Source organism: Pseudarthrobacter sp. NIBRBAC000502772, assembly GCF_006517235.1.
GTDB lineage: Bacteria > Actinomycetota > Actinomycetes > Actinomycetales > Micrococcaceae > Arthrobacter.
The window spans coordinates 2,586,862-2,607,709 of sequence record NZ_CP041188.1; the positions used below are offsets into that span (position 1 = coordinate 2,586,862).

Below are 20,848 nucleotides of genomic sequence, written 5' to 3' on the forward strand. Positions count from 1 at the left end.
ACGGCAAGGGCGCGAGCGTCCCTGGCGGCGTTGGCCTCAGTGGGACGCGGGCCTGGTGCTGCCGAGTCACGGTGAACCCTTCCACGGCCCCCTCGGGGACGCTGTAGCCCCAGGCCCAGCACGTCCCGCGCTGAATCGACGCCACCACGCTGCTAGGAAGGTTTGACTGACCGTCCGTACGGTCATAAGATGGGAGGCATCCTTAGAGGTGATCTAATTTAGGAGAAGCAATCCCCATGCAGCTTGCCAACACGACAGCCATAGTAACTGGAAGCGCGTCGGGCCTCGGGGCTGCCACCGCGGCGGCCCTTGCAGATCACGGCGTCCACGTCTTCGGGCTCGACCTCCCGGGAGCACTCGAGTCTGCCCCGAGGACAGTCGGATCACCTACGTTGCCGCTGACGTAACAAACGCCGATCAGGTCCGTGTTGCCGTAAATGCAGCCGCGAGCACCGGAGGGCCTCTTCGTACAGTAGTGAATTGCGCCGGCATAGGGCCCTCGAAGCGGATCCTCGGGCGCCAAGGCATCCACGATATCGATCTCTTCGCCCGGGTGGTGACGATCAACCTGGTCGGTACTTTCACGGTCCTGGCGACCGCAGCTGAGGCGATTGCAGCCACAGATCCGGACGCATTCGGTCAGCGCGGGGTGATCGTGAACACCGCCTCAGTCGCCGCCTTCGACGGCCAGATTGGGCAAGCGGCTTACGCCTCCTCCAAAGGCGGGGTCGTCGGTCTGACCCTGCCTGCCGCCCGCGATCTGGCTCGGAACGGCATTCGGGTGTGCACCATAGCACCGGGCATCGTGGACACCCCCATGCTGGCAACGGTGGGCGAGGAGTACCGCGCCGCACTGGCCGCGAGCGTGCCTTTCCCTCAGCGTCTCTGTCGACCCGAGGAATACGCCCAGCTTGTCACAATGATCGCGGAACATGACTACCTGAATGGGGAGACCATCCGTATGGATGGTGCCCTACGCATGGCTCCGTCCTGATCCAGCCCTTGCCGGCGGGGGACTTGTACTCTATCCAAGCGAAAGAATGATGGACCCATGTTGATGATGACTGCTGTCAACCACCGGGCGGTTCCACTCGTTGGTGATGTACTTTGAGTGCCGCGATTGTCGGGCTCGGCATGAGCCAGTTAGGCAAGGTGTTTGGACGCACCTCCATGGACCTGGCTGGGGAGGCCGTTGTACGTGCCGTAACGGACGCCGGCCTGAGGGTAGGCGATCTCGACGGGCTCCTCCTCAGTGGCGGCATGGCAAACGACGTGACGCCACATTTGGCTATCGATCTCGGCCTGACTGAATTGAACATGCTGGCGGTCACTTCGACGTACGGCGCGAGCGCGGGGGCCATGGTGGCGGCCGCGGCTCGAGCTATCTCCGACGGGACAGCAACCGCCGTCGCGTGCGTCTTTGCCGATACCCCGCTCAAGGATGGAAAACCTTCCGCCTGGGGATCTCCCGTCGCCGGGCTTGAGGGGTACAGGGGCTGGAACATGGCAACCGGCGCTGCGACACCCAATGTGCTTTATGCCATGGCGGCTCGGCGCCACATGGAGATCTATGGGACAACGACGGAACAATTTGCCGAGATCGCAGTCGCCCAGCGCGCCTGGGCTGCCGGCAACCCCTTAGCGCAATATCGCGATCCGATAACAGTGGAAGACCACCACGCATCTCCCTGGATCGCTGACCCCTTGCGGCGCCTGGATTGCTGCCTCGTGTCGAATGGTGCGATCGCAGTGGTCGTCACTTCCACCGAGTTTGCGGCCGACCTCGCGCAGCCCCCGGTTCACGTCTGGGGGTATGGAGAAGGGCACCGACCGCGCCGTCTTGGGCGAGACTCGAGCTGGGGTTTGGAGACCGGGGCGACCGCATCCGGCCGCCAGGCGATGGCCAGGGCCTCGATCACTACTGCCGATGTCGATGTCGTGGAGCTTTACGACTGCTACACCTACACCGTCCTGGTTACCTTGGAGGATTACGGTTTCTGTGCCAAGGGGGAGGGCGGTGCCTTCGTCGAAGACGGCAGACTTGCTCCGGGAGGAACCCTCGCCGTGAACACAGGCGGCGGCCAACTGTCGAGCTACTACATGTGGGGATACACGCCCCTCAGTGAGGCGATCATCCAAGTCCGCGGACACGGCGGCGCGCGCCAGGCGCCGCGCAGCGATATCGCTCTGGTCAGCGGCAACGGCGGGATCCTCGAATTCCACTCGACACTGATCTTGGGAAAACAGGAGCGCAACGCATGAGCGTGCCAGTTCCAGTCGTCCGCCGCACTGCCGACAGCGCTGATTTTTTCGACGCTGCCGCCGCTGGTCGACTCCTGCTCCGGCGCTGCACAAGCTGCGGTACCTTCCGCGGACCGCAGGAGCCGCTGTGCCCTGCCTGCTTCATGGCCGACCACGAGCGTGTCCTGGCTTCGGGGCAAGCCACCTTGGTTAGCTGGTGTGTGGTCCATCGCTCGCCCCTACCATCGCTGCCCGCACCCTACGTGGCAGGGCTCGTCGAAGTTGAGGAGGGGCCTTGGTTGCTAACCAGATTGCTCACCGCGCCGGAGGAGGAGTTGGCCGTCGGTAGCGGGATCCAGATCTACGTAATTCCCGGTGCAGGAGAGGGCGAGGCTCTCGTCCTCTCCTGCACCCCGGCGTTTTCTACTCACCGACAGGCCGCTCCGGTTGCCTGACCGTCCCAGCGAACCGGATTGCCCGCTGGCGTCGGCTGAGCCCAATATCCGGTAATCGTCTCGGACTTTTCTACGTCAGGGTCGGCGGAGCATCCCATGGGTAGCGGGTAAAAACTTCAAAATCCTCGGCCCGTTCGATCATTTCGCGCGAGAAGGGACCCGCGGCGGAGATCCAGAGTATGGAATTGTCTGGCATAACGGCTTCAACTGTTCCCGAACGAACTGTCTTTCCGTAACGTCGTATCTCGACAAACTGCCCCAAAGTGCGCTGCCAATCGGGCTGCAAATGAAGATCCATGGGCTCACGTATCCGTTTCATGAAAGTGGAACATTGATCTAATGGATGGATAACTAGGCGCTCCCGCGTCGAGCGCGTCGACTGTAGGTGATCGGTCTAAGCCGGACCCGAAGGGAAGTAGGGGTAGGTTTGCTCTCTTTGCGTTCATCCACAGCACTCGCCACACCGTCGTTGGGTTCCGGGGAGGTAGGGACGACCAGTTGTCCAGAGTGTCCTTGATTGGTAATACCTACAAACCCGTAGGCGTGCGGCCCGGGCCTGGTTCGCCGGCATACGCCTGGGCGATTGACAGCCATTCCTCGGCCACCGGCCCTTCCGTGAGCAAGGCTGAGTCGTCTTTGTGCCGCCGCTGTGTCACGACGAGGCAGAAATCCACGGCCGGCCCGCTGACGGAGTTCACCGCGTCCTCCGGTCCCCACGCAAATTCGCCGCCATCTGGGGCGATCAGCCTAACGCGGACCGGTACATCAGGCACCTTGAGGCCCCGATTGGTAAAGGAGAAGCCGAGTGTCTTCACTCCCAGATCGGCAATGTGTCTGAGCCGGGCACTCTCCGGGTACTCCAGGCCGAGTGCATCCGCGACGTCGTGGCCGTGGGCCCATGTCTCCATCAGCCTCGCCGTGACTGCGCTAAGAATGCTCATATCCGGCCCGAACCAGGATATGCGGGCCTTGGGGGGCAGCGCCGCGAAGTCTTTCAGGAGGCGCGCTCGGGAACTCCGGAACCAGTCGAGTAGCGCCACGGGGTCCATGTCCCGGTACAGCCGGACCAGCCGGTCGGGAACATCACCACCCACGGCCAACAAGTCGGCCCGTAGCGCCCTGAACTCCTGAGCGCTAAGGGCCGCTAGCATGGCAACGTCGTCGAAGTACGCCAGATGGGAAATTTGGTCCCGGACTGCCCAGCCGTCGGCCGGTGTGGGCAGGTCCCAGTCCTGGGGCGCCAGTGAGGCCAGCATGGTTTCCACGGCCTTGGTCTCGGCCTCCAGATCCCCGAGCAGTACTGTCAACTGCGACATCAGGCCAGTCCTTCCTTCCAATCCGGTCTGTCCGGACGGGGCGGTCCGTCCGGATCATCCTATGATAATGACCGTACGGGCGGTCAGTCAACCTCTTCTCTATTGCGACTCCCAAAATTGACGCGCACCCCTTGCGTCCCGTGCCTTCTTTCTCTAGAGTGACCGTACGTACAGTCAAAGGAGATCAGTATGGCTTCGACCTTCACCAGCATGTTTGACCAGTTCGAGCGGAGAGCCGAACTGCACCCTGATGTAACTTGCTTGTCCTTCCAGGACCGTGCATGGAGCTGGGGGCAGATGAGGAACCGAATACTAAAAGCCGCCGGCGCGCTTGACGCCATGGGCGTCAAGGCCGGAGACCGGATTGCGTTCATTGACAAGAACCACGCTGCTTGTCTCGAGTTGACGCTCGCCGCATCGTTAATCGGGGCGTCGCACGTGGTCGTCAACTTCCGATTATCGCTCGAGGAGCTAAGCCACGTCCTTAGCGATTCGGACGCCAAACTACTGATCACCGGCCATGAATTCTTGCCCCAAATCCGCGGCATTCAAGACCAACTCCCCGCGCTGAAGCGGGTGCTCGTCCTTGGTGGCGAGAACGACGAGTATGAGGCAGTCGTGGAGGGCGCCCCACCTCTGGCAAAGAGGCACCAAGCTGAGCCGGACGACTGCTTCCTGCAGTTGTATACCTCTGGCACTACGGGCTGGCCCAAGGGCGCACTGCTGACGCAGAAGAGCATGTCTGCCCACAACGAGACCGTCCGGAACGCCTACGCCATGGATGAAGCCGCAGTCAATCTTGTAGCCATGCCGCTTTTCCACGTTGGCGGGACCAGTTGGGCGTTGGCGGGCATGGCGGCAGGAGCCCGCACCGTCCTGGTCAGGGAGGTCAACGCGGCCCACGTCCTTGACCGCATTTCCCAAGAGCAGGCCACTCATGCCTTCTTCGTCCCCGCTGTCATCCAAATGCTACTTGCAGAGGAAAATGTTGTGGCCGATACGGCCTCCCTGAGGGTTATCGGCTATGGCGGTTCACCGATGCCTGCGCCGTTGATGGAACGGATCCTGAACACACTCGACACCCCCCTGTACTCCGTTTACGGTATGACGGAAATGTCGGGGGTGTTCTGCGTCCTTGGCCCCGACGAGCATCGCGACCCGAAGCGCAAGTACCTGCACGCCTCGGCTGGCCGCGCCGTCCCAGGCGTCGAGGTCCGTGTCGTGGATCCGTCGACTCGCGAGGACGTGCCGACCGGCGACGTCGGGGAATTCTGGCTCCGCTCCGGGCAGGCAATGTCCGGGTACTGGCATCAGCCCGAGGCAAGCGAGGCCGCATTTGTAGACGGCTGGTTGCGCACGGGGGACGCTGGAAGACTCGACGACGACGGCTACCTGTTCATCGAGGATCGGGTTAAGGACATGGTCATCTCCGGTGGGGAAAACATCTACCCGGCAGAGGTTGAACGCGTGTTGGTCGAACATCCGGCCGTTGAGGAAGTGGCCATCATCGGCATCCCGCATCAGAAATGGGGGGAAACGATCCACGCCGTAGTCACGACAAAAGACGGACAAAGCACCAGCGAACGCGAACTGATCGATTATTGCCGCGAACGGCTGGCACACTACAAGTGCCCCACGGGCATCAGCTTCGTTCTTGCCCTGCCCAAGAACCCCACGGGAAAGCTGCTCAAGCGCAAGTTGCGTGAAGATTACGGCGGATTAGTCCCGCATGTTTCATGATTCTGGTCGCCCGGACCAACAGCGGGGCGGTCGGCTGCCGATGCGGCAGCTGCCACCGGTTGCTCCGTAAATGCACCGCGGGGATTCCAGCATTTGGCGTGCGACCAACGCCTCATCCGGGCGGCGGGTTCCGCCGGAGACCTTTATCGACCGACCCACCAAGAATCTAGAGGCACCAAGGTGTTCGACCAATGGAGAATTTCATGACTGACTACAGCCACCTGCTCTCGCCTATCACCATCGGATCGACGACATTGCGCAACCGGGTGGTAATGGGCTCGATGCACACCGGTCTGGAGGACCATTTCTGGGATCTGCCGAAACTGTCTGCTTACTTTGCCGAGCGCGCCAAGGGGGGCGTAGGCCTGATCGTCACTGGCGCTCACGCCCCGAACCTGGCTGGCGCAATGTGGCCCTTCGGGTCCACCAAGACCGATCGGATGAACGGCATCCTGCGCGGGGCGCTCTGGCCGTTCGGTTCCAGCATGACCAACGGACTCCAGTCCTTCCGCCATCGTACGATCACCGAGGCCGTACACAATCACGACGGCCGGATACTGCTCCAGCTCCTGCATTCGGGCCGCTACGGCTACACGCCGAAGAACGTCTCCGCCTCGGCGATCAAATCACCGATCAACCCGTTCACGCCCCACGCATTGTCCACCAGGGCGGTGGACTGGACGGTCACGGACTTCGCCAAGGCCGCGCGCCTTGCCCAGAAGGCGGGCTACGATGGCGTGGAAATCATGGGAGCTGAGGGCTACCTCATTAATCAGTTCCTCGCCGCCCGAACCAACCAACGTACCGACAAATGGGGCGGTAGCCCACAGCAACGGATGCGGTTCCCTGTCGAGATCATCAGGCGGATCCGTGAGTACGTCGGCAAAGACTTCATCGTGCAATACCGGATTTCCCTGCTGGATCTGGTCGAGAACGGGCAGAATTGGGAGGAGACCGTTGAGCTGGCCAAGCGCCTGGAGGAAGCTGGCGTCGATGTGTTCAATACAGCGATCGGTTGGCACGAGGCGCGGGTGCCGACGATCATCACGCAGGTCCCGCGCGGCGCTTGGGTGGACAACACCGCACGGCTACGCCCAGAGCTTGGAGTGCCGATAATCGCTTCGAACCGGATCAACACTCCTGAGCTCGCCAATCAGATCATCGCCACCGGTCAAGCCGACATGGTGTCGATGGCCCGGCCGTTGCTGGCAGATCCAGAATTCGTGAACAAGGCCGCCACCGGGCGGGCCGATCAGATCAACATCTGCATCGCCTGTAACCAAGGCTGCCTCGACCACGCCTTCGCCAAGCAGCGGTCCACGTGCCTCGTCAACCCCCGCGCGGGTTACGAAACCGAGCTGATTCTTGGTCCGACGCGCACGAAGAAGAGGATCGCCGTCGTGGGCGCCGGCCCTGCAGGCCTCTCGGCCGCCGTGTCTGCGGCCGAGCGCGGTCTCCACGTCACGCTCTTCGAGAAGAGTAATGAACTCGGGGGACAGTTCCGCCTCGCCATGCAGGTCCCTGGCAAGGAGGACTTCAAGGACACCCTGAAGTACTACGCCCGCAGACTCGAGGTCCTGGGCGTCACGGTCCGTCTGAACACCGAGGCGACCGGCGCCGACCTCGCAGAATTTGACGACGTGATTATCTCGACCGGCGTCGCGCCTCACGTCCCGCCGATCGAAGGCTTCGATCATCCCAAGGCGGTTTCCTACCCCGATGTGCTCAACGGCTCGGTCATTCCTGGTCGAAAGGTCGCAGTCATCGGCGCCGGGGGCATAGGCGTTGACGTGTCGATCTTCCTCACGCACTCCGAGGAGACGTTGGAGGAGTGGAAGGCGCACTGGGGCGTGGGTGACCCCAGGATCGATCGAGGTGGACTCACCGAGCCCAAGGCACGCACGCCGGAACGGGAGGTCTGGCTGCTGCAGCGCAAGACCACGCCCATTGGCAACGGCCCGGGCAAGACGTCCGGCTGGGCGCATCGCGCACACCTTAAGCAGTCCGGCGTTCACCTGGTAAATGGGGTCCAATACGACCGGATCGACGACGCCGGCCTGCACATCACCGTGGATGGCGAGAGTCGAGTGCTGGACGTCGATCACGTGGTGATCTGCGCCGGGCAGCGGTCCGTCCGAGATCTCTACGAGACCTTGGACACGGCCGGTCGCAGGGGCCTGCATCTTATTGGCGGCGCAAACGTTGCCGCGGAACTCGACGCGAAACATGCGATTCGGCAGGGAACCGAGGTCGCTGCAGCACTCTGACCAGGCACGGCGCCCTCATACCAAGCCAGGATGACTCCGTATGCCGTCGAGATGGTCTCTATTTGCTCTTCGGATTGCGGAAACAGCCCCGTAGATCAGCCCAGCGCTGTTCTACGGGGCTGCCGCCGTTCCGCTGGTGGCTGGCGCCATTTCCTTCTTTGCCTGCTCGGGAACATAGTGACTCCGCATCCGCGCGAATTCGTCACTCGATGGGATCTGATCTCTATGTGGCCTTCTTGCTCTGGTCGCTCCAGGAACGCATCAGGAACAAAACGGGCGCCGAAACCGTCTCTTATGACGGCTCCGGCGCCCATCCGCCAGTGATGTGGCGCCGGTCAGACGCTAACTCCGAGCTGAGCAAGTAAATCGCTCTGGTCATAGATCACTTTGTATTCCGCGATCCGAGCACCCTCGAATCGCCAGAACTCAGCGAGTTCCACACGTACGGAGGCGCCGGTGGGCGGCAGGGAGTTGCCGTCCGGGAAGGCGAGATCGCCATTGTGGGTCCCGGTGACCTCGACTATGGCGGCCAGTTCGTTGTCGCCACTGACAACGCGGCGCGGACGGTGTCGCAGGTCAGGGAACGCCGCGAAAAATCCGGCCATCCACAAGACAACAACTTCCGCGCCTTCCTGACGAAATCCTGAGGCGTCGATCACACAGCCAGGTGTCAGCGCAGCCTCGACCCAGTCAAAGTCGTGCTCATCCACGTGTCGAAAGAATTCCTCGACCCATGCGGTCCGGTCCATGACGGCTATTGCAATAGTGTTCATGCGTTCGTTGCCTTTCGAGTTGTTTAGTGCGACGAGTCGGACGGAATGAGGATGGGCTTGATCACCTTGCTCGCATGGAAGTCCTTGAGGGCATCTTCCAACCGATCGAGGGGATACTCGGTGACTAGCCGGTCGAATGGGAATCGACCGTCGCGCCACATATCGATCAGGTGCGGGATCAGTTGGTGCGGATCCGAGTCTCCCTCGATCACACCGGTCAGGGTGCGTCCCATGAGGAGATGGCCCTGGTCAATGGTGATGTCGTTATCGAGTGCCTGAAGTCCGACGGTGGCGCATACGCCGGGGGAGCGTAGGGACATGAGGGCCTCCCGCACGACGCTACCGAGCCCGACGGCCTCCATCGTGAAGTCGAGCCCGCCCGTCGCCTCGAGGATCTCCCACACTACGTCCTTGGTTGATGAAGGATTGAAAGTGTGCGTGGCACCCAGTTCGCGAGCCAGGGCTAGGCGGTCGTCGCTGAGATCAACGGCCACGATTGTCTCGCAGTTAGCAGCCCGTGCAGCCATCAGTCCCGCCAGGCCGACCGTCCCGATACCCCAGAACCCAATGCTCTGACCGGGCTGAGGGCGAAGCACGTTCATGACCGTCCCTGCCCCGGTGAGCAATCCACAACCGAGCGGTCCGAGCAGGTGCAGCGGAGCGTCCTTGTCGACCCGGACGGTGTTTCGGGCACTCGCGATGGCGTGGGTACCCCACGAGGACTGACCGAACCAGTTCCCGTGAATCTCACGCCCTCCTTGGACCATCGTCGTCGTGCCATCGAGCCGGGTGCCGAAATAGTTCAACGGTCCGGAGAGCACGCAGTAGGCGGGGTGGCCGCCGTTGCAGGCGGCGCAGTCGCCACAGGTGTCGAATGTCAGGACGACGTGATCGCCGGGAGCCAGGTGGGTCACTTCCGAGCCCACCTCCTCCACCACGCCGGCGCCTTCGTGACCGAGCACTGCTGGCATCGGAAGGGGCACGTTGCCGTTCAGGCCGGTGAGGTCGGTGTGGCATATGCCGACGCCCGCTATGCGGACCAAGACCTCATTGCCTTGCAGCGGTGTGTGCTCCACCTCCTGGAGTGTCGGCGTACCTCCCGGTTCGGTGAAAATCGCAGCGCGCACGATTCAGCCCTCCAAAGCCGGTACGACGAGGTCGTAAATCCGGCGGTCGAGCGAACGGGACAGGTCAACGTGCACAAACTTCTGCTCGGTGTACTCATCGAGAGCGTGGGGGCCGAGCTCACGGCCGATGCCGCTTTGCTTGAAACCGCCGAACGGGTACATGACATTGACCATGTGCCAGTCGTTGATCCACACCGTCCCTGCCTCGAGCTGACGGGCAACATCCATCGCGGCATCGACGTCTTCGCTCCAGACTCCGGCGGACAGGCCGTACTCGCTGTCGTTGGCGATGTCGATGGCCTCCTGGACGTCGGTGTAGCGGAGCACGCACAGGACGGGGCCGAAAATCTCCTCCCGGGCCACTCGCATGTCGTTGGTGACGTCGGTCAGTATGGTCACCGGAACCCAGTGTCCAGGACCGTCGGGAACCTCGCCCTGGAAAGCAATGGTGGCACCTTCCTTGGGAGCGAGCTCGATGTAGTACTCGATGCGGGCCTTCTGTTCAGCGGAGATGATGGGCCCCATGGCCGTGTCAAAGTCGGCTGGAGGGCCCACCTTCATCAGCTTCGCGCGCTCGATCATCTTCGCCACGAACTCGTCGTGGAGCGCGTCCGGGAGCAGTAACCGGGTGCCCGACTCGCACGCTTGTCCCTGATAGAGGCAGAACGCGAAGAGGGCGCCGTCGACGGCAGTGTCGATATCGGCGTCGGGCAGCACGATATTTGGACCCTTGCCGCCCAGCTCAAGAGTCACCTTCTTGAGGTTCTCCGAAGCCTGCTGTGCGATCAGGCGTCCCACGGCAGTCGACCCGGTGAAGGCGATCTTGCGGACATCGGGATGCGAAGACAGCCGCCGGCCGACCTCTTCGCCCTCGCCCGTTACGACATTGAGGACGCCGGGAGGTACGCCCGCCTCGTGGGCGGCGCGGGCAACCTCGAGGAGGGTGGCCGGGGTCTTCTCGTCCGGTTTGAGGACGATGCAGTTCCCCGCGGCGAGCGCCGGGCCGAGCTTCCACACGGCCAGCAGCATCGGGAAGTTCCATGGCACGATGCCTGCAACCACACCGATCGGTTCCCTACGGGTGATGCCCGCGGCCATCGTGGGATACCCAAGCATCGGCCCGGGGGTTTCAAAGGGATATGTGCGGGCCATGTCGGCAAAGTACTGCAGGTGGGAGATCGAGTAGCCGACGTGGAACGCCATCGCTTGCCGGACGGTCACACCGTTCTCAGCCACGTGCATCTCGACGAGGTCGTCCATGCGATCGTTGAGGATCTCGACCATCCGCGTCATCGTGGCGGCGCGGTCCTCGGGAGTCGCGTTGCGCCACTCACCCCGCTCGTGCGCCGCGACCGCCGCGGCCACTGCGGCATCGGCATCCGCTGCGCTTCCCCTTGCCGAGGTCGCCCACAGCTCCTCGTCCGCCGGGTTGATCAGGTGGTACCGGTCCTCCGTGTCGACCCATTCCCCGTCGATGTACATCCGGAAGTGCGGGACCTCCAGAACGGCCTCGGTCATCAAACCGCTTCCTTTTCAGCCACAAGCTCGCGGTAGATCGGGAAGACCGGCTTTGCTGCCGGAATCAGCTTCAAGATCTGCGTCACGGGTCCCTTGGCCTTGACCTGCCCCTTGGCCAGGCCTACGGCGACGTTGTATTGGCCACTCCAGAACTGGTTGCCATGGTCCGCCGACATCGACATCCGGACGTCCGGTGTGAGCTGGGAATCGCCTTCGATGACCTCGATTGCCGGCTCCTTGAGGACCACCGTGACGCTCGACGTCGGGTTGCTGTAATCGAGCCGCAGCACGATGTCGGCGGCGCGCAGTGTCTCGCCGACTCCTTCGACGCCGTCCGCGACCTTGAATACTCCGCCGAGGTACCTGTAAACCTCTGCAGCGTCCTTGAAATAGCTCATGTGGTCCTCCTGTGATGGAGCCGAGTTCTCGTTGCACTCGGCGTTGCACGAGTCACTCTCGCATAGACCGTACGTGCGGTCAATAGTCACGACGCCCGCCGAAACCTCCAACTTCGGCCGAGAGCTCTACTGGACCGCGCGCTCCGTCCCGGCTTTCATGAGGGTCGCACCCTCGGGTGAGGGTTGATGGTTCCTTCTCATAGCGCATCACGCTTGCCAGACGTCGGGCACGTCCCATACTCTGTGCAGATCAGTGACCGTATGAGCGGTCAAATTTAGAAAGATGCCTCAATATCGGAGGACGGCTGCAGCTGGCGTTGTTCCGGCGCCCATCAGGTCCGCTGATCAGCGCCGCGACGAAGCTCAGCCACCTAGCTCGGACGTGACCGGACAGGGCAGAGGAACTGGTGTGGGACGCAGAGCAGGAATCCAGCGTTCGCCAGAATTGCTCGAATCGCGACATGAGTCACTTCCTTCCTCACCGGGCATCATCAAAAGAGGGAGACGCAATGAATCGAAGTTTTGTATATAGGGCTACCACGGGTGCCGTTTCCTTCGCGGCGGCATTGCTGATGCTCGCCGCAGGCACCGGCGTGGCTTCGGCAGCGCTCCCGCTGCCGGCCGTCCCGGTGTTGCCGAAGCCGCCGCTGAGCGACGACGCGTTTTACGTCCCACCCTCGCCGCTGCCGAACGGCAGGCCTGGAGACGTGCTCAGGACCCGGGACCTTTTGCTGTCCGCATATCCGGACGCTCATGTTCAGCAGATCATGTACCTCTCGACCGACCCCCACAACAAGCTTGTGCCGGTGACCGGGATGCTGCTGACGCCGCTCTTCCAGAAGCCCGGAACGGACAACCCCGTGGTCGTGGGCACTCCCGGCACCCGGGGTCTCGACGACAGGTGCGCGCCATCGAAGCAGGCCAACCCGCTTCAGGCCAATCCGAGCAGCCCTGACTACGAGATCACCGAGTACCAACAGTTCCTGATCAACGGCATCTCCGTGGTTATCACGGACTACGAGGGACAAGGCACACCGGGAGACTCGTCGTACTTGGTCGGACCGTCGGAGGGTCGCAACGCGCTGGACGCGCTGCGGGCCTCCCAGTACGTTAACGGCTCGGGACTATCGACAAACTCCCCGTCCGGTATCGCCGGCTACTCCCAGGGCGGTCAGGCCGCCGCATGGGCGGCCGAGCTGCAGCCAACCTACGCACCTGAGCTTCACCTCCGGGGAGTGCTGGCCGGCGGCGTTCCCGCCGACATGCTGATGGAGGTCAACCACTTAAACGGCAACCCGACTGCGGGCGCTGGCTTCGCGCTGGCAAGCCTGGTCGGGCTGAACCACGCCAACCCGGAGCTCGACCTAAACAGCAAGCTAACGCCCCAGGGCAGACAGATCATCGACCACGTCAAGCAGTCGTGCATCATCGAGGACTTCGCCACCTTCGGCACGACGTCGATCGGTCAGGTCACCCACCCCGACGTACTCTCTGATCCGGCATGGCAGAAGGCCTACCAGGCCTCCCTGCTCGGGACGACGAAACCCGCCGCACCCGCCTATCTCTACCATGGCACGGCGGACACCATCGTCCCGATCGCCGAAGAAGACATGCTCTACCACAGCTGGTGCGCTCAGGGAGCATCGGTGCAGTACGAGGTCATCCCCGGCGCCGAACACATCTCCGCGTTCCTTATCGGGGCCCCTGCTGGGATTCAGTGGCTCGCTGACCGCCTCGCTGGCGAGCCTGCTGACGCCGGCTGCCACGACGTCAGCATCCCCTGACCTGCCGCGCTTTTGGTATTTCGAGGAAGCACCTGCCCCCACAGCTGACCCTGAACGCGCCGTCCAGGGTCAGCTGCGTGTGGACAGGAGGTTAGGCCGGGAAGTAGCACCTAACATTGCCTGGCAGACCTATGCATTCCTCCTCGCCCGAGGGCGTTGCCGCACGAAAGGTCAGAGGAGTTCGATGATCGTGGCGTTGGCCTGACCGCCAGCCTCGCACATGGTTTGCAGGCCGTAGCGGATTTCATGGCGGCCCATGTGGTGCAACATGGTCGTCATGAGGCGGGCCCCGCTCGCACCAAGCGGGTGACCGAGTGCGATCGCGCCGCCGCAGGGATTGAGGAGTGACTCGTCGGCTCCGGTCTCAGCCAACCATGCCAGGGCAACCGAGGCAAACGCCTCATTGACCTCAAAGGCTCCGATGTCCTCAAGTCGCAGGCCGCTTCGGCGCAGCACCTTTTCTGTCGCCGGGATCGGCGCCGTGAGCATCAACCGCGGGTCAGCCCCCGCAAGAGCCACGGAGTGGATTCGGGCAATGGGCCGCAGGCCGAGCTCTGCCGCCTTCTCGCTGGTCATCATGAGAAGAGCAGCCGCACCGTCGGAGATTTGGCTGGCGTTCCCGGCGCTGACCACCCCGTCGTCTTTGAACGACGTCTTGAGGCCCGCCAACGTCTCCAAGGTACCTCCGCGCCGAATCCCCTCGTCGCTCGACACCAGACCGTCGGCCGTCTTGATGGGAGCAATCTCTTCCGCGAACGCCCCGCTTTCCTGGGCAATCGCAGCACGCTCGTGGGAACGAAGTGAGAAGTCGTCCAGCTGTGTACGGGATAACCCCCACTGCTCGGCGATCATCTCTGCGCCGATACCTTGGTTCGGCACGCCGAACACGTCCTGGAACGACGGTGGGTAAGGTTGCTGCCCGGCCAGCGATGATCCCATCGGAACGCGTGACATCGACTCCACGCCGCCTGCAACGACAACGTCATAATGACCGGCGATCAGCCCCGCAGCAGCGAAGTGTACGGACTGCTGCGACGAGCCACACTGACGATCGATGGTCACGCCCGTCACGGACTCCGGCCACCCGGCCGTGAGTGCGGCCGTGCGCGCTATGTCGTAGGTTTGTTCACCGATCTGGCTCACGCAACCCCACAGCACATCGTCCACGTGTGCGGGATCGACTCCTGTTCGCTCGGCGAGCTGGGTCAGCACGTGGGCGGACAGATCCACTGGGTGGATCCCAGCAAGCCCTCCGCCGCGCTTTCCAATAGGTGTGCGGCTCGCGTGGACAATAACGGCGTCGCGCATGGTGACCTTCTTCCTGTCTGTAATTTATCTTGACCGTACGTGCGGTCAATAGTAGCGTGTAGAGGAAACGAAGCAAACCCTTTCTGAGAGGAAGGCGACATGATGTCCGCATTCACGATGCGCGACGGCGGGGCCGAACCCGCAGTCCTCACTGAGCGACGTGGCCGCGTCCTCCTCATCACCTTGAACCGGCCGAACAGCCTCAACGCGGTCGACGCCAGCCTCTCACGCGGACTGGGAGACGCCCTGGACGAGCTAGCACGCGATGCTTCGCTCTATGTAGGAGTCATCACCGGGGCCGGACGCGCGTTCTGCGCCGGCGCGGATCTGAAGGAACTGGCGGCCGGGCGCTCGGTACATGATTCCGAGCATCCCGAACGCGGCTTCGGCGGGATCGTCCGCCACTTCATTGACAAGCCCCTCATAGCGGCCATTAACGGCTTCGCGCTCGGGGGCGGCACCGAGATCCTCCTCGCCTGCGACCTCGCAGTGATCAGTGCAGAGGCCAGCCTCGGGCTCCCCGAGGTGAGGCGCGGGCTCGTCGCTGCTGCTGGCGGGCTGCTAAGGCTCCACCGCCAGATACCGCCCAAAATAGCGGCCGAGGCCATTTTTACCGGTCAGCCGATCAGCGCGGACACAGCGCTGCGCTGGGGGATTGTCAACCGGGTCGTTCCACCGGAACAGGTCGTGGCTGCCGCGCTGGAGCTGGCAGAGACAGTCGCCGCCAACGCTCCGCTGGCCCTGCGAGCCAGCAAGCGGATCATGATCCGAGGCGCCGGGAGTTCGGACTGGAGCCCCGAAGCGTGGGAGCTGAACGGCGAAGAGTTTGCGGCAGTGGGCGGGAGCAAGGACGCCCGTGAAGGTGCCAGCGCTTTCGCCGAGAAGCGGACGCCGGTCTGGAGCGGCCAGTGACCGGCATCCTCGACCGCTTCCGCCTCGACGGCCGCGTGGTGATCGTTACGGGCGCAAGCTCCGGCCTCGGCGCCGGGTTCGCGCAGGCCCTTGCAGAGGCCGGGGCCGATGTCGTTGTCGCTGCCCGGCGGCGCGGCCGGCTCGATGAGCTGTGCCGGGCTGTCGAACAGCGCGGCCGATCAGCCCTCGCCGTCACCACTGATGTTGCAGATCCCGAGCAGTGCGCCGCGCTGGTGGGGGCGGCCATGGACCGCTTCGGGAGGGTGGACGTGCTCATCAATAATGCCGGAATCGGAACCGCCGTCCCGGCCTTGCGCGAAACCGCGGAGGAGTTCCGGCGAGTCCTGGACGTCAACCTAATGGGCGCCTATTGGATGGCACAGGCAGCTGCCCGGAACATGCAGCCCGGCTCGAGCATCGTCAATATCGCAAGCACCCTGGCGTTCATAGCGCCGCCGGCCCCCCAAGCGGCCTACGCCGCGAGCAAGGCCGGCATTATCGGTCTCACACGCGACCTCTCGGCCCAGTGGGCAGGACGGCGTGGAATCCGGGTCAACGCCTTGGCGCCCGGGTACGTGGCGACCGAAATGACCGCGGAGGTGCCATCGGCAATGTTGGAGGAGTTCATCAAGGGGCGCAGCCCCCTGGGCCGGATGGGGACGCAGCAGGAGCTTGACTCCGCAATGCTGTTCCTCGCCAGCCCGGCATCGTCTTACATCACCGGAAGTACGATCGCCGTCGACGGCGGCATGTCGGGACACTAAGAGCAATAACAAGAAGGGGAATCATGAGCGATGTAGCTGATGGTCAACTGGCAGTAGCGGTAGACGTGGGCGAACTCGCCGCACGGACCCGCGCGTTCGTCCGGGAGGAGGTGATCCCGCACGAGGACCGGTCCGATGGCGATGTGACAGCGGCCGGCGGAGACGAGCTGCGGCGCCAACTACAGGCCGACGCCCGTGAACGCGGGCTCCTGGCCCCGCACGCAAGTGTCGAGTACGGCGGCCTGGGGCTGTCGATGACCGGACGCGCACGAGTCCTCGAAGCCGCCGGCTCGTCCGTTTTCGGTGCCTTGGCGATCAATGCCGCCGCACCGGACGAAGGGAACATGCATCTGCTGGAACAAATCGCCACCGGCGAACAGCGCGAACAGTTCCTCCGCCCACTGGTTGCCGGCGAGGTGCGCTCGGCGTTCGCGATGACTGAGCCCGCGCCGGGCGCCGGCGCCGATCCATCCGCGCTACGGACAACTGCCGTGCGCGTCCCCGGCGGCTGGCGGATCGACGGCCAGAAGATTTACATCACCGGCGCGGACGGCGCAGGCTTCTTTATCATCATGGCGCGTACGTCCGGAGAGCCCGGGGCGCGAGGCGGTGCGACAATGTTTCTCGCACCCGCCGACGCCAAGGGGATCGTGGTCGGCCGTCACGTGCCAACAACGGACCGATCAATGGTCGGCGGCCATTGCGAAGTGGCGTTCGAAGGCCTCACGCTGCCTGAGGACGCCGTGCTCGGAGGAGTCGACGAAGGATTCGCCGGCGCACAGGTACGCCTCGGACCGGCCCGCATGACGCACGTCATGCGCTGGCTGGGGGCTGCCGTACGGGCGCATGAGACCGCCGTCGAGTACGCCTCCGAGCGACGCGCCTTTGGCAGTACTCTTGGCGATCTGGGCCTGGCCCAGCACCTGATCGCCGAGAACGAAATTGAAATCGCCGCCACGCGGGCACTCTTGGACGTCGCCTGTGCGGCGCTGGACGCCGGGTCGCCGGCTGCGCAGGAAACGTCGATCGCGAAGGTCTTCGGGGCCGAGGCGATTGACCGCATTGTGGACCGGGCGGCCCAGTTGTGTGGAGGGATGGGCGTTTCCGCAGACTTTCCGATTGCCCGGATTGCACGAGAGGTGCGGCCGTTCCGTATCTACGACGGGCCGTCGGAGGTACACCGGTTCGCCATCGCGAAGCGCGCCGTGCGTCAGGGACGCGCTCGGGTCGCGACACGGGACGGTGTTGCGTGAGCTCGACGCCGCACTTGGACTTGGAGGCCCTGGGCCTTTACTTCGATGCATTCGGGATCCAGCGGCTCGGAGCCCTGCAGGGAGAGCTGATCTCCGGCGGACGCTCGAACCTGACGTATCGCGTCACCGACGGCCTGACGTCATGGGTGGTGCGTCGCCCGCCTGCCGCAGGACAGACAACGTCAGCGCACGACGTCATCCGGGAGGCCCGGGTGGGACGCGCGCTGACGGGCACCGTGGTGCCGGTGCCGCCGGTCGTCGCACTGTGCGAGGACACGGCGGTGCTCGGGGTCCCATTCACGGTCACCGGGTGGGTCCAGGGCCGGATCGTCCGGGACAGGGATGAATTGGATGCGCTCAGCGATACTCAGGTTGGGGCTGTGTGCTCTTCCATGATGGACGTCCTCGCGGGACTTCACGATGTCGACCCGGCAGCCGTGGGTCTGGAAGGATTCGGGCGCCCCGAGGGTTTTGTGGCCCGGCAGGTGGCGCTGTGGCGCAGGCAATGGGACCGGGTGCGCACCCGTGAGCTTCCCGACGTCGAGCGCCTGCATGCACTGCTTTCAGAACGCGTCCCCGACTCCCAGGCATCGGGCATAGTTCACGGCGACTACCGCATCGACAATCTGATGCTCGACGACGGGAATCCCGCGAAGATTAAGGCCGTCCTTGACTGGGAGCTCTCCACGCTGGGAGACCCACGAACGGACGTGGCATTGATGTGCATCTACCGGCACCCGGCACTTGACGTTGTTTTGGGACTGCCTGCAGCCTGGGCTAGCCCGCGCATTCCTTCCGCCGACGATCTGGCACAGGCCTACGCCGACCGCTCTGGGCGGGACCTGGGCGATTGGCCGTTCTACCTCAGTCTCGCCGCGTTCAAACTAGCCGTTATCTCTGAGGGCATCGCCCACCGGGCCCACGCCGGTGCTGATGCCAGCCGGAACGCGGCGCAGGCGGCGGAGGCCGTCCCTGACCTGATCAGCGCAGGGCTTGCCCACTTGCGGGCCTGACGCCAGCACGCAGGATTACGACTAAGAACGGCCCGGCCGCGAGTTTCTTGGATTCTAGGGGTCGTTGCAACACCTGTTGGTTAGGTGGTTAGTAGTAAATCACGTAGACGCTCGGCTGGAGTATTCCAGCCGAGCGTTTTGCGTGGGCGTCCGTTGAGTTCCTGTGCGACGTGTTCGAGGTCCTCAGGCCCGTAGACGGACAGGTCGGTGCCCTTGGGGAAGTACTGGCGCAGCAGCCCGTTGGTGTTCTCGTTCGAGCCGCGTTGCCAGGGACTGGCGGGATCGCAGAAATAGACGGGCATGTCGGTGGCAAGAGTGAAGGATTTGTGGGTGGCCATTTCCGCGCCCTGGTCCCAGGTCAGGGAGCCTCGCAGATGCTCCGGGAGGGTGGTCATGGTCTTGATGAGTCCGTCCCGGACAGTTTCGGCGGTGTGGTCATGTGGCAGGTGGACGAGCATCACATAGCGGGTGGTGCGTTCGACCAGGGTCGCGATCGCTGACTGGTTGTAGGCGCCGGTGATGAGGTCCCCTTCCTTACGGTGTTGTTGTGGGTGATTTCGGAGCTGTCGTAGTGTTTCGATCACCCTCGGGTGGTGGGTATGGCACAGATCTCCCTGCCGCTTGGACGGCTCACTGGGAATGGCCGCCCGCTGCCCGCCGATGACTCGACCGCTGATTGAGACTTACGACATTGATCGTTGGGTAAGGACGTGCCGGCGTGGTTATCGACAGGGCCAACGGAAACTGGAGCCGATCGAAGGGACCGAAAGACATGACGGCATTTTGGGTAGGAATCGACGCGGGCAAAAGTGCGCATCATTGCGTCCTGATCGACCAGTCAGGGACGGTGCTGCTCTCGAAACGGGTCGAGAACGACGAAATCGTGCTGCTCGACCTCATAGCCACGATCGCGGAGATCGCGGCCGGTGCTGAGGTCTGCTGGGCCACGGATCTGAACGCCGGCGGCGCAGCCCTGTTGATTGAGTTGCTGGCCGCGCACGCGCAGCCTCTGATCTATATCCCCGGACGGATCGTGCATCACGCCGCAGCGACCTACCGAGGGGATGGCAAAACCGACGCGAAAGATGCCCGGATCATCGCGGACCAGGCACGCATGCGCACCGATCTCCAGCCCGTGCGCGATGCGGACCAGATCAGCACGGATCTGCGGCTGTTGACCGCCCACCGAACCGATCTGGTCTGTGACCGGGTCCGGGCGATCAACCGTCTCCGGGCCACCTTGCTGGAATACTTCCCTGCACTCGAGCGGGCGTTCGACTACTCCAAGAAGGCCCCCCTGATCCTTCTGGGCGGCTACCAGACCCCCGAGGCCATCCGACGGATAGGTCTGACCCGGCTCGCCGGCTGGCTCAGAAAACGCGGCGCCCGGAACAGCGCCAAGATGGCAGCGAAAGCCCTTGAGGCAGCGAACTCCCAGCACACGGTCCTGCCCACGCAATCCATGGGCTCGGCACTCGTCGTCCGCCTGGCCGAGCAGATCAGCGCCATCGATGCAGAGATCGCCGACGTCGATGCCCAGATCACGGACCTCTTCCGGCAGCATGAGAGCGCCGACGTTCTGCTGAGCATGCCGGGATTCGGCCCCATACTTGCAGCAACTTTCCTCGCGAACATCGGCGGCAACCTGGACGGCTTCGACTCCGTCGACCGGCTCGCCAGCGTCGCCGGCCTTGCGCCGGTCCCACGCGATTCCGGACGGATCAGCGGCAACCTGCACCGACCCCGGCGGTTCAACCGCAGACTCCTCCGAACCTGTTACCTCGCCGCCCTCTCCAGCCTGAAAAACAGTCCCGCATCCAGAACCTACTACGACCGGAAACGCGGGGAGGGAAAGTCACACAAACAGGCGCTCATCGCCCTGGCCCGACGCCGCATCAACGTCCTCTGGGCCATGCTCCGCGACCACGCCGTTTACCGAGAACCAGCCACCGTCAGCGGCGTCCAGGCTGCTTGACAAC

Annotated in this window: 17 protein-coding genes and 2 pseudogenes; 11 read left to right on the forward strand and 8 right to left on the reverse strand. The window is 63.6% G+C overall.

The window, feature by feature from the left end; all coding sequences use genetic code 11:
- Window positions 1-236 precede the first annotated feature (236 nt).
- From NIBR502772_RS11900 to NIBR502772_RS23090, 3 genes and pseudogenes are all read left to right on the forward strand, one after another.
- Window positions 237-994: pseudogene (locus tag NIBR502772_RS11900) on the forward strand (SDR family NAD(P)-dependent oxidoreductase).
- Window positions 995-1,107: 113 nt separating this feature from the next.
- Complete coding sequence (locus NIBR502772_RS11905; protein WP_246848484.1) at window positions 1,108-2,262, forward strand: thiolase domain-containing protein; 1,155 nt, start codon at window positions 1,108-1,110, stop codon at window positions 2,260-2,262.
- Window positions 2,259-2,696: a Zn-ribbon domain-containing OB-fold protein gene (locus tag NIBR502772_RS23090; RefSeq protein WP_141140343.1), complete on the forward strand. Its 438-nt coding sequence runs from the start codon at window positions 2,259-2,261 to the stop codon at window positions 2,694-2,696. The genes NIBR502772_RS11905 and NIBR502772_RS23090 overlap by 4 nt, the downstream gene beginning before the upstream one ends.
- A 70-nt stretch (window positions 2,697-2,766) precedes the next feature.
- On the opposite strand, the gene NIBR502772_RS11915 is transcribed toward NIBR502772_RS23090, so the two are convergent.
- Window positions 2,767-2,994, reverse strand: coding sequence for a hypothetical protein (locus NIBR502772_RS11915; RefSeq protein WP_141140344.1), 228 nt, complete (start codon window positions 2,992-2,994; stop codon window positions 2,767-2,769).
- 229 nt (window positions 2,995-3,223) lie between these two features.
- The gene (locus NIBR502772_RS11920; protein ID WP_141140345.1) at window positions 3,224-4,012 is read right to left on the reverse strand and encodes a TIGR03084 family metal-binding protein; all 789 of its coding nucleotides are present in this window, start codon (window positions 4,010-4,012) and stop codon (window positions 3,224-3,226) included.
- A gap of 189 nt (window positions 4,013-4,201) precedes the next feature.
- Between NIBR502772_RS11920 and NIBR502772_RS11925 the strand changes: the two genes are divergently transcribed.
- Together NIBR502772_RS11925 and NIBR502772_RS11930 are read left to right on the forward strand one after the other, a co-directional pair.
- Window positions 4,202-5,752: a long-chain-fatty-acid--CoA ligase gene (locus NIBR502772_RS11925; RefSeq protein WP_210412285.1), complete on the forward strand. Its 1,551-nt coding sequence runs from the start codon at window positions 4,202-4,204 to the stop codon at window positions 5,750-5,752.
- 203 nt (window positions 5,753-5,955) lie between these two features.
- Window positions 5,956-8,019, forward strand: a complete 2,064-nt coding sequence (locus NIBR502772_RS11930) for an NADPH-dependent 2,4-dienoyl-CoA reductase (RefSeq protein WP_141140346.1) — start codon at window positions 5,956-5,958, stop codon at window positions 8,017-8,019.
- A gap of 335 nt (window positions 8,020-8,354) precedes the next feature.
- On the opposite strand, the gene NIBR502772_RS11935 is transcribed toward NIBR502772_RS11930, so the two are convergent.
- Genes NIBR502772_RS11935 through NIBR502772_RS11950 form a run of 4 tightly spaced genes read right to left on the reverse strand, consistent with a single transcriptional unit; the run spans window position 8,355 to window position 11,835 of the window.
- Window positions 8,355-8,792 (reverse strand): ester cyclase, encoded by a 438-nt coding sequence (locus tag NIBR502772_RS11935; RefSeq protein WP_210412286.1) that lies wholly within the window; start codon window positions 8,790-8,792, stop codon window positions 8,355-8,357.
- Between the two features lie 23 nt (window positions 8,793-8,815).
- A complete protein-coding gene (locus NIBR502772_RS11940) occupies window positions 8,816-9,919 on the reverse strand; it encodes an NAD(P)-dependent alcohol dehydrogenase (RefSeq protein WP_141140347.1) in 1,104 nt (367 codons plus the stop codon).
- A 3-nt stretch (window positions 9,920-9,922) separates the two neighbouring features.
- Entirely contained in the window at window positions 9,923-11,437 is a 1,515-nt protein-coding gene (locus tag NIBR502772_RS11945; RefSeq protein WP_141140348.1) for an aldehyde dehydrogenase, read from the reverse strand.
- Window positions 11,437-11,835, reverse strand: coding sequence for an SCP2 sterol-binding domain-containing protein (locus NIBR502772_RS11950; RefSeq protein WP_141140349.1), 399 nt, complete (start codon window positions 11,833-11,835; stop codon window positions 11,437-11,439). Before NIBR502772_RS11950 ends, NIBR502772_RS11945 begins: the two co-directional genes overlap by 1 nt.
- 509 nt (window positions 11,836-12,344) lie before the next feature.
- On the opposite strand from NIBR502772_RS11950, the gene NIBR502772_RS11955 reads away from it, so the two are divergent.
- Window positions 12,345-13,619 carry a lipase family protein gene (locus NIBR502772_RS11955; protein WP_168223533.1) on the forward strand — a complete coding sequence of 425 codons (1,275 nt, stop codon included), beginning with the start codon at window positions 12,345-12,347 and terminating at the stop codon, window positions 13,617-13,619.
- Window positions 13,620-13,790: 171 nt separating this feature from the next.
- Here the strand turns inward: NIBR502772_RS11955 and NIBR502772_RS11960 are convergent, their stop codons facing one another.
- Entirely contained in the window at window positions 13,791-14,927 is a 1,137-nt protein-coding gene (locus tag NIBR502772_RS11960) for a thiolase family protein (RefSeq protein WP_141140351.1), read from the reverse strand.
- Window positions 14,928-15,026: 99 nt separating this feature from the next.
- On the opposite strand from NIBR502772_RS11960, the gene NIBR502772_RS11965 reads away from it, so the two are divergent.
- From NIBR502772_RS11965 to NIBR502772_RS11980, 4 genes are read left to right on the forward strand one after another with little or no spacing between them, the layout of a single operon-like run.
- Complete coding sequence (locus tag NIBR502772_RS11965; RefSeq protein ID WP_246848485.1) at window positions 15,027-15,839, forward strand: crotonase/enoyl-CoA hydratase family protein; 813 nt, start codon at window positions 15,027-15,029, stop codon at window positions 15,837-15,839.
- A complete protein-coding gene (locus NIBR502772_RS11970) occupies window positions 15,836-16,603 on the forward strand; it encodes an SDR family NAD(P)-dependent oxidoreductase (protein ID WP_141140352.1) in 768 nt (255 codons plus the stop codon). The genes NIBR502772_RS11965 and NIBR502772_RS11970 overlap by 4 nt, the downstream gene beginning before the upstream one ends.
- A gap of 23 nt (window positions 16,604-16,626) precedes the next feature.
- Complete coding sequence (locus NIBR502772_RS11975) at window positions 16,627-17,856, forward strand: acyl-CoA dehydrogenase family protein (protein WP_141140353.1); 1,230 nt, start codon at window positions 16,627-16,629, stop codon at window positions 17,854-17,856.
- Entirely contained in the window at window positions 17,853-18,869 is a 1,017-nt protein-coding gene (locus tag NIBR502772_RS11980; protein WP_210412287.1) for a phosphotransferase family protein, read from the forward strand. Before NIBR502772_RS11975 ends, NIBR502772_RS11980 begins: the two co-directional genes overlap by 4 nt.
- Before the next feature lie 80 nt (window positions 18,870-18,949).
- On the opposite strand, the pseudogene NIBR502772_RS11985 reads toward NIBR502772_RS11980, so the two are convergent.
- Window positions 18,950-19,402: pseudogene (locus tag NIBR502772_RS11985) on the reverse strand (IS30 family transposase); the annotation flags it as partial.
- Between the two features lie 239 nt (window positions 19,403-19,641).
- Between NIBR502772_RS11985 and NIBR502772_RS11990 the strand changes: the two are divergent.
- Window positions 19,642-20,844, forward strand: a complete 1,203-nt coding sequence (locus tag NIBR502772_RS11990) for an IS110 family transposase (RefSeq protein ID WP_141140354.1) — start codon at window positions 19,642-19,644, stop codon at window positions 20,842-20,844.
- Window positions 20,845-20,848 lie beyond the last annotated feature (4 nt).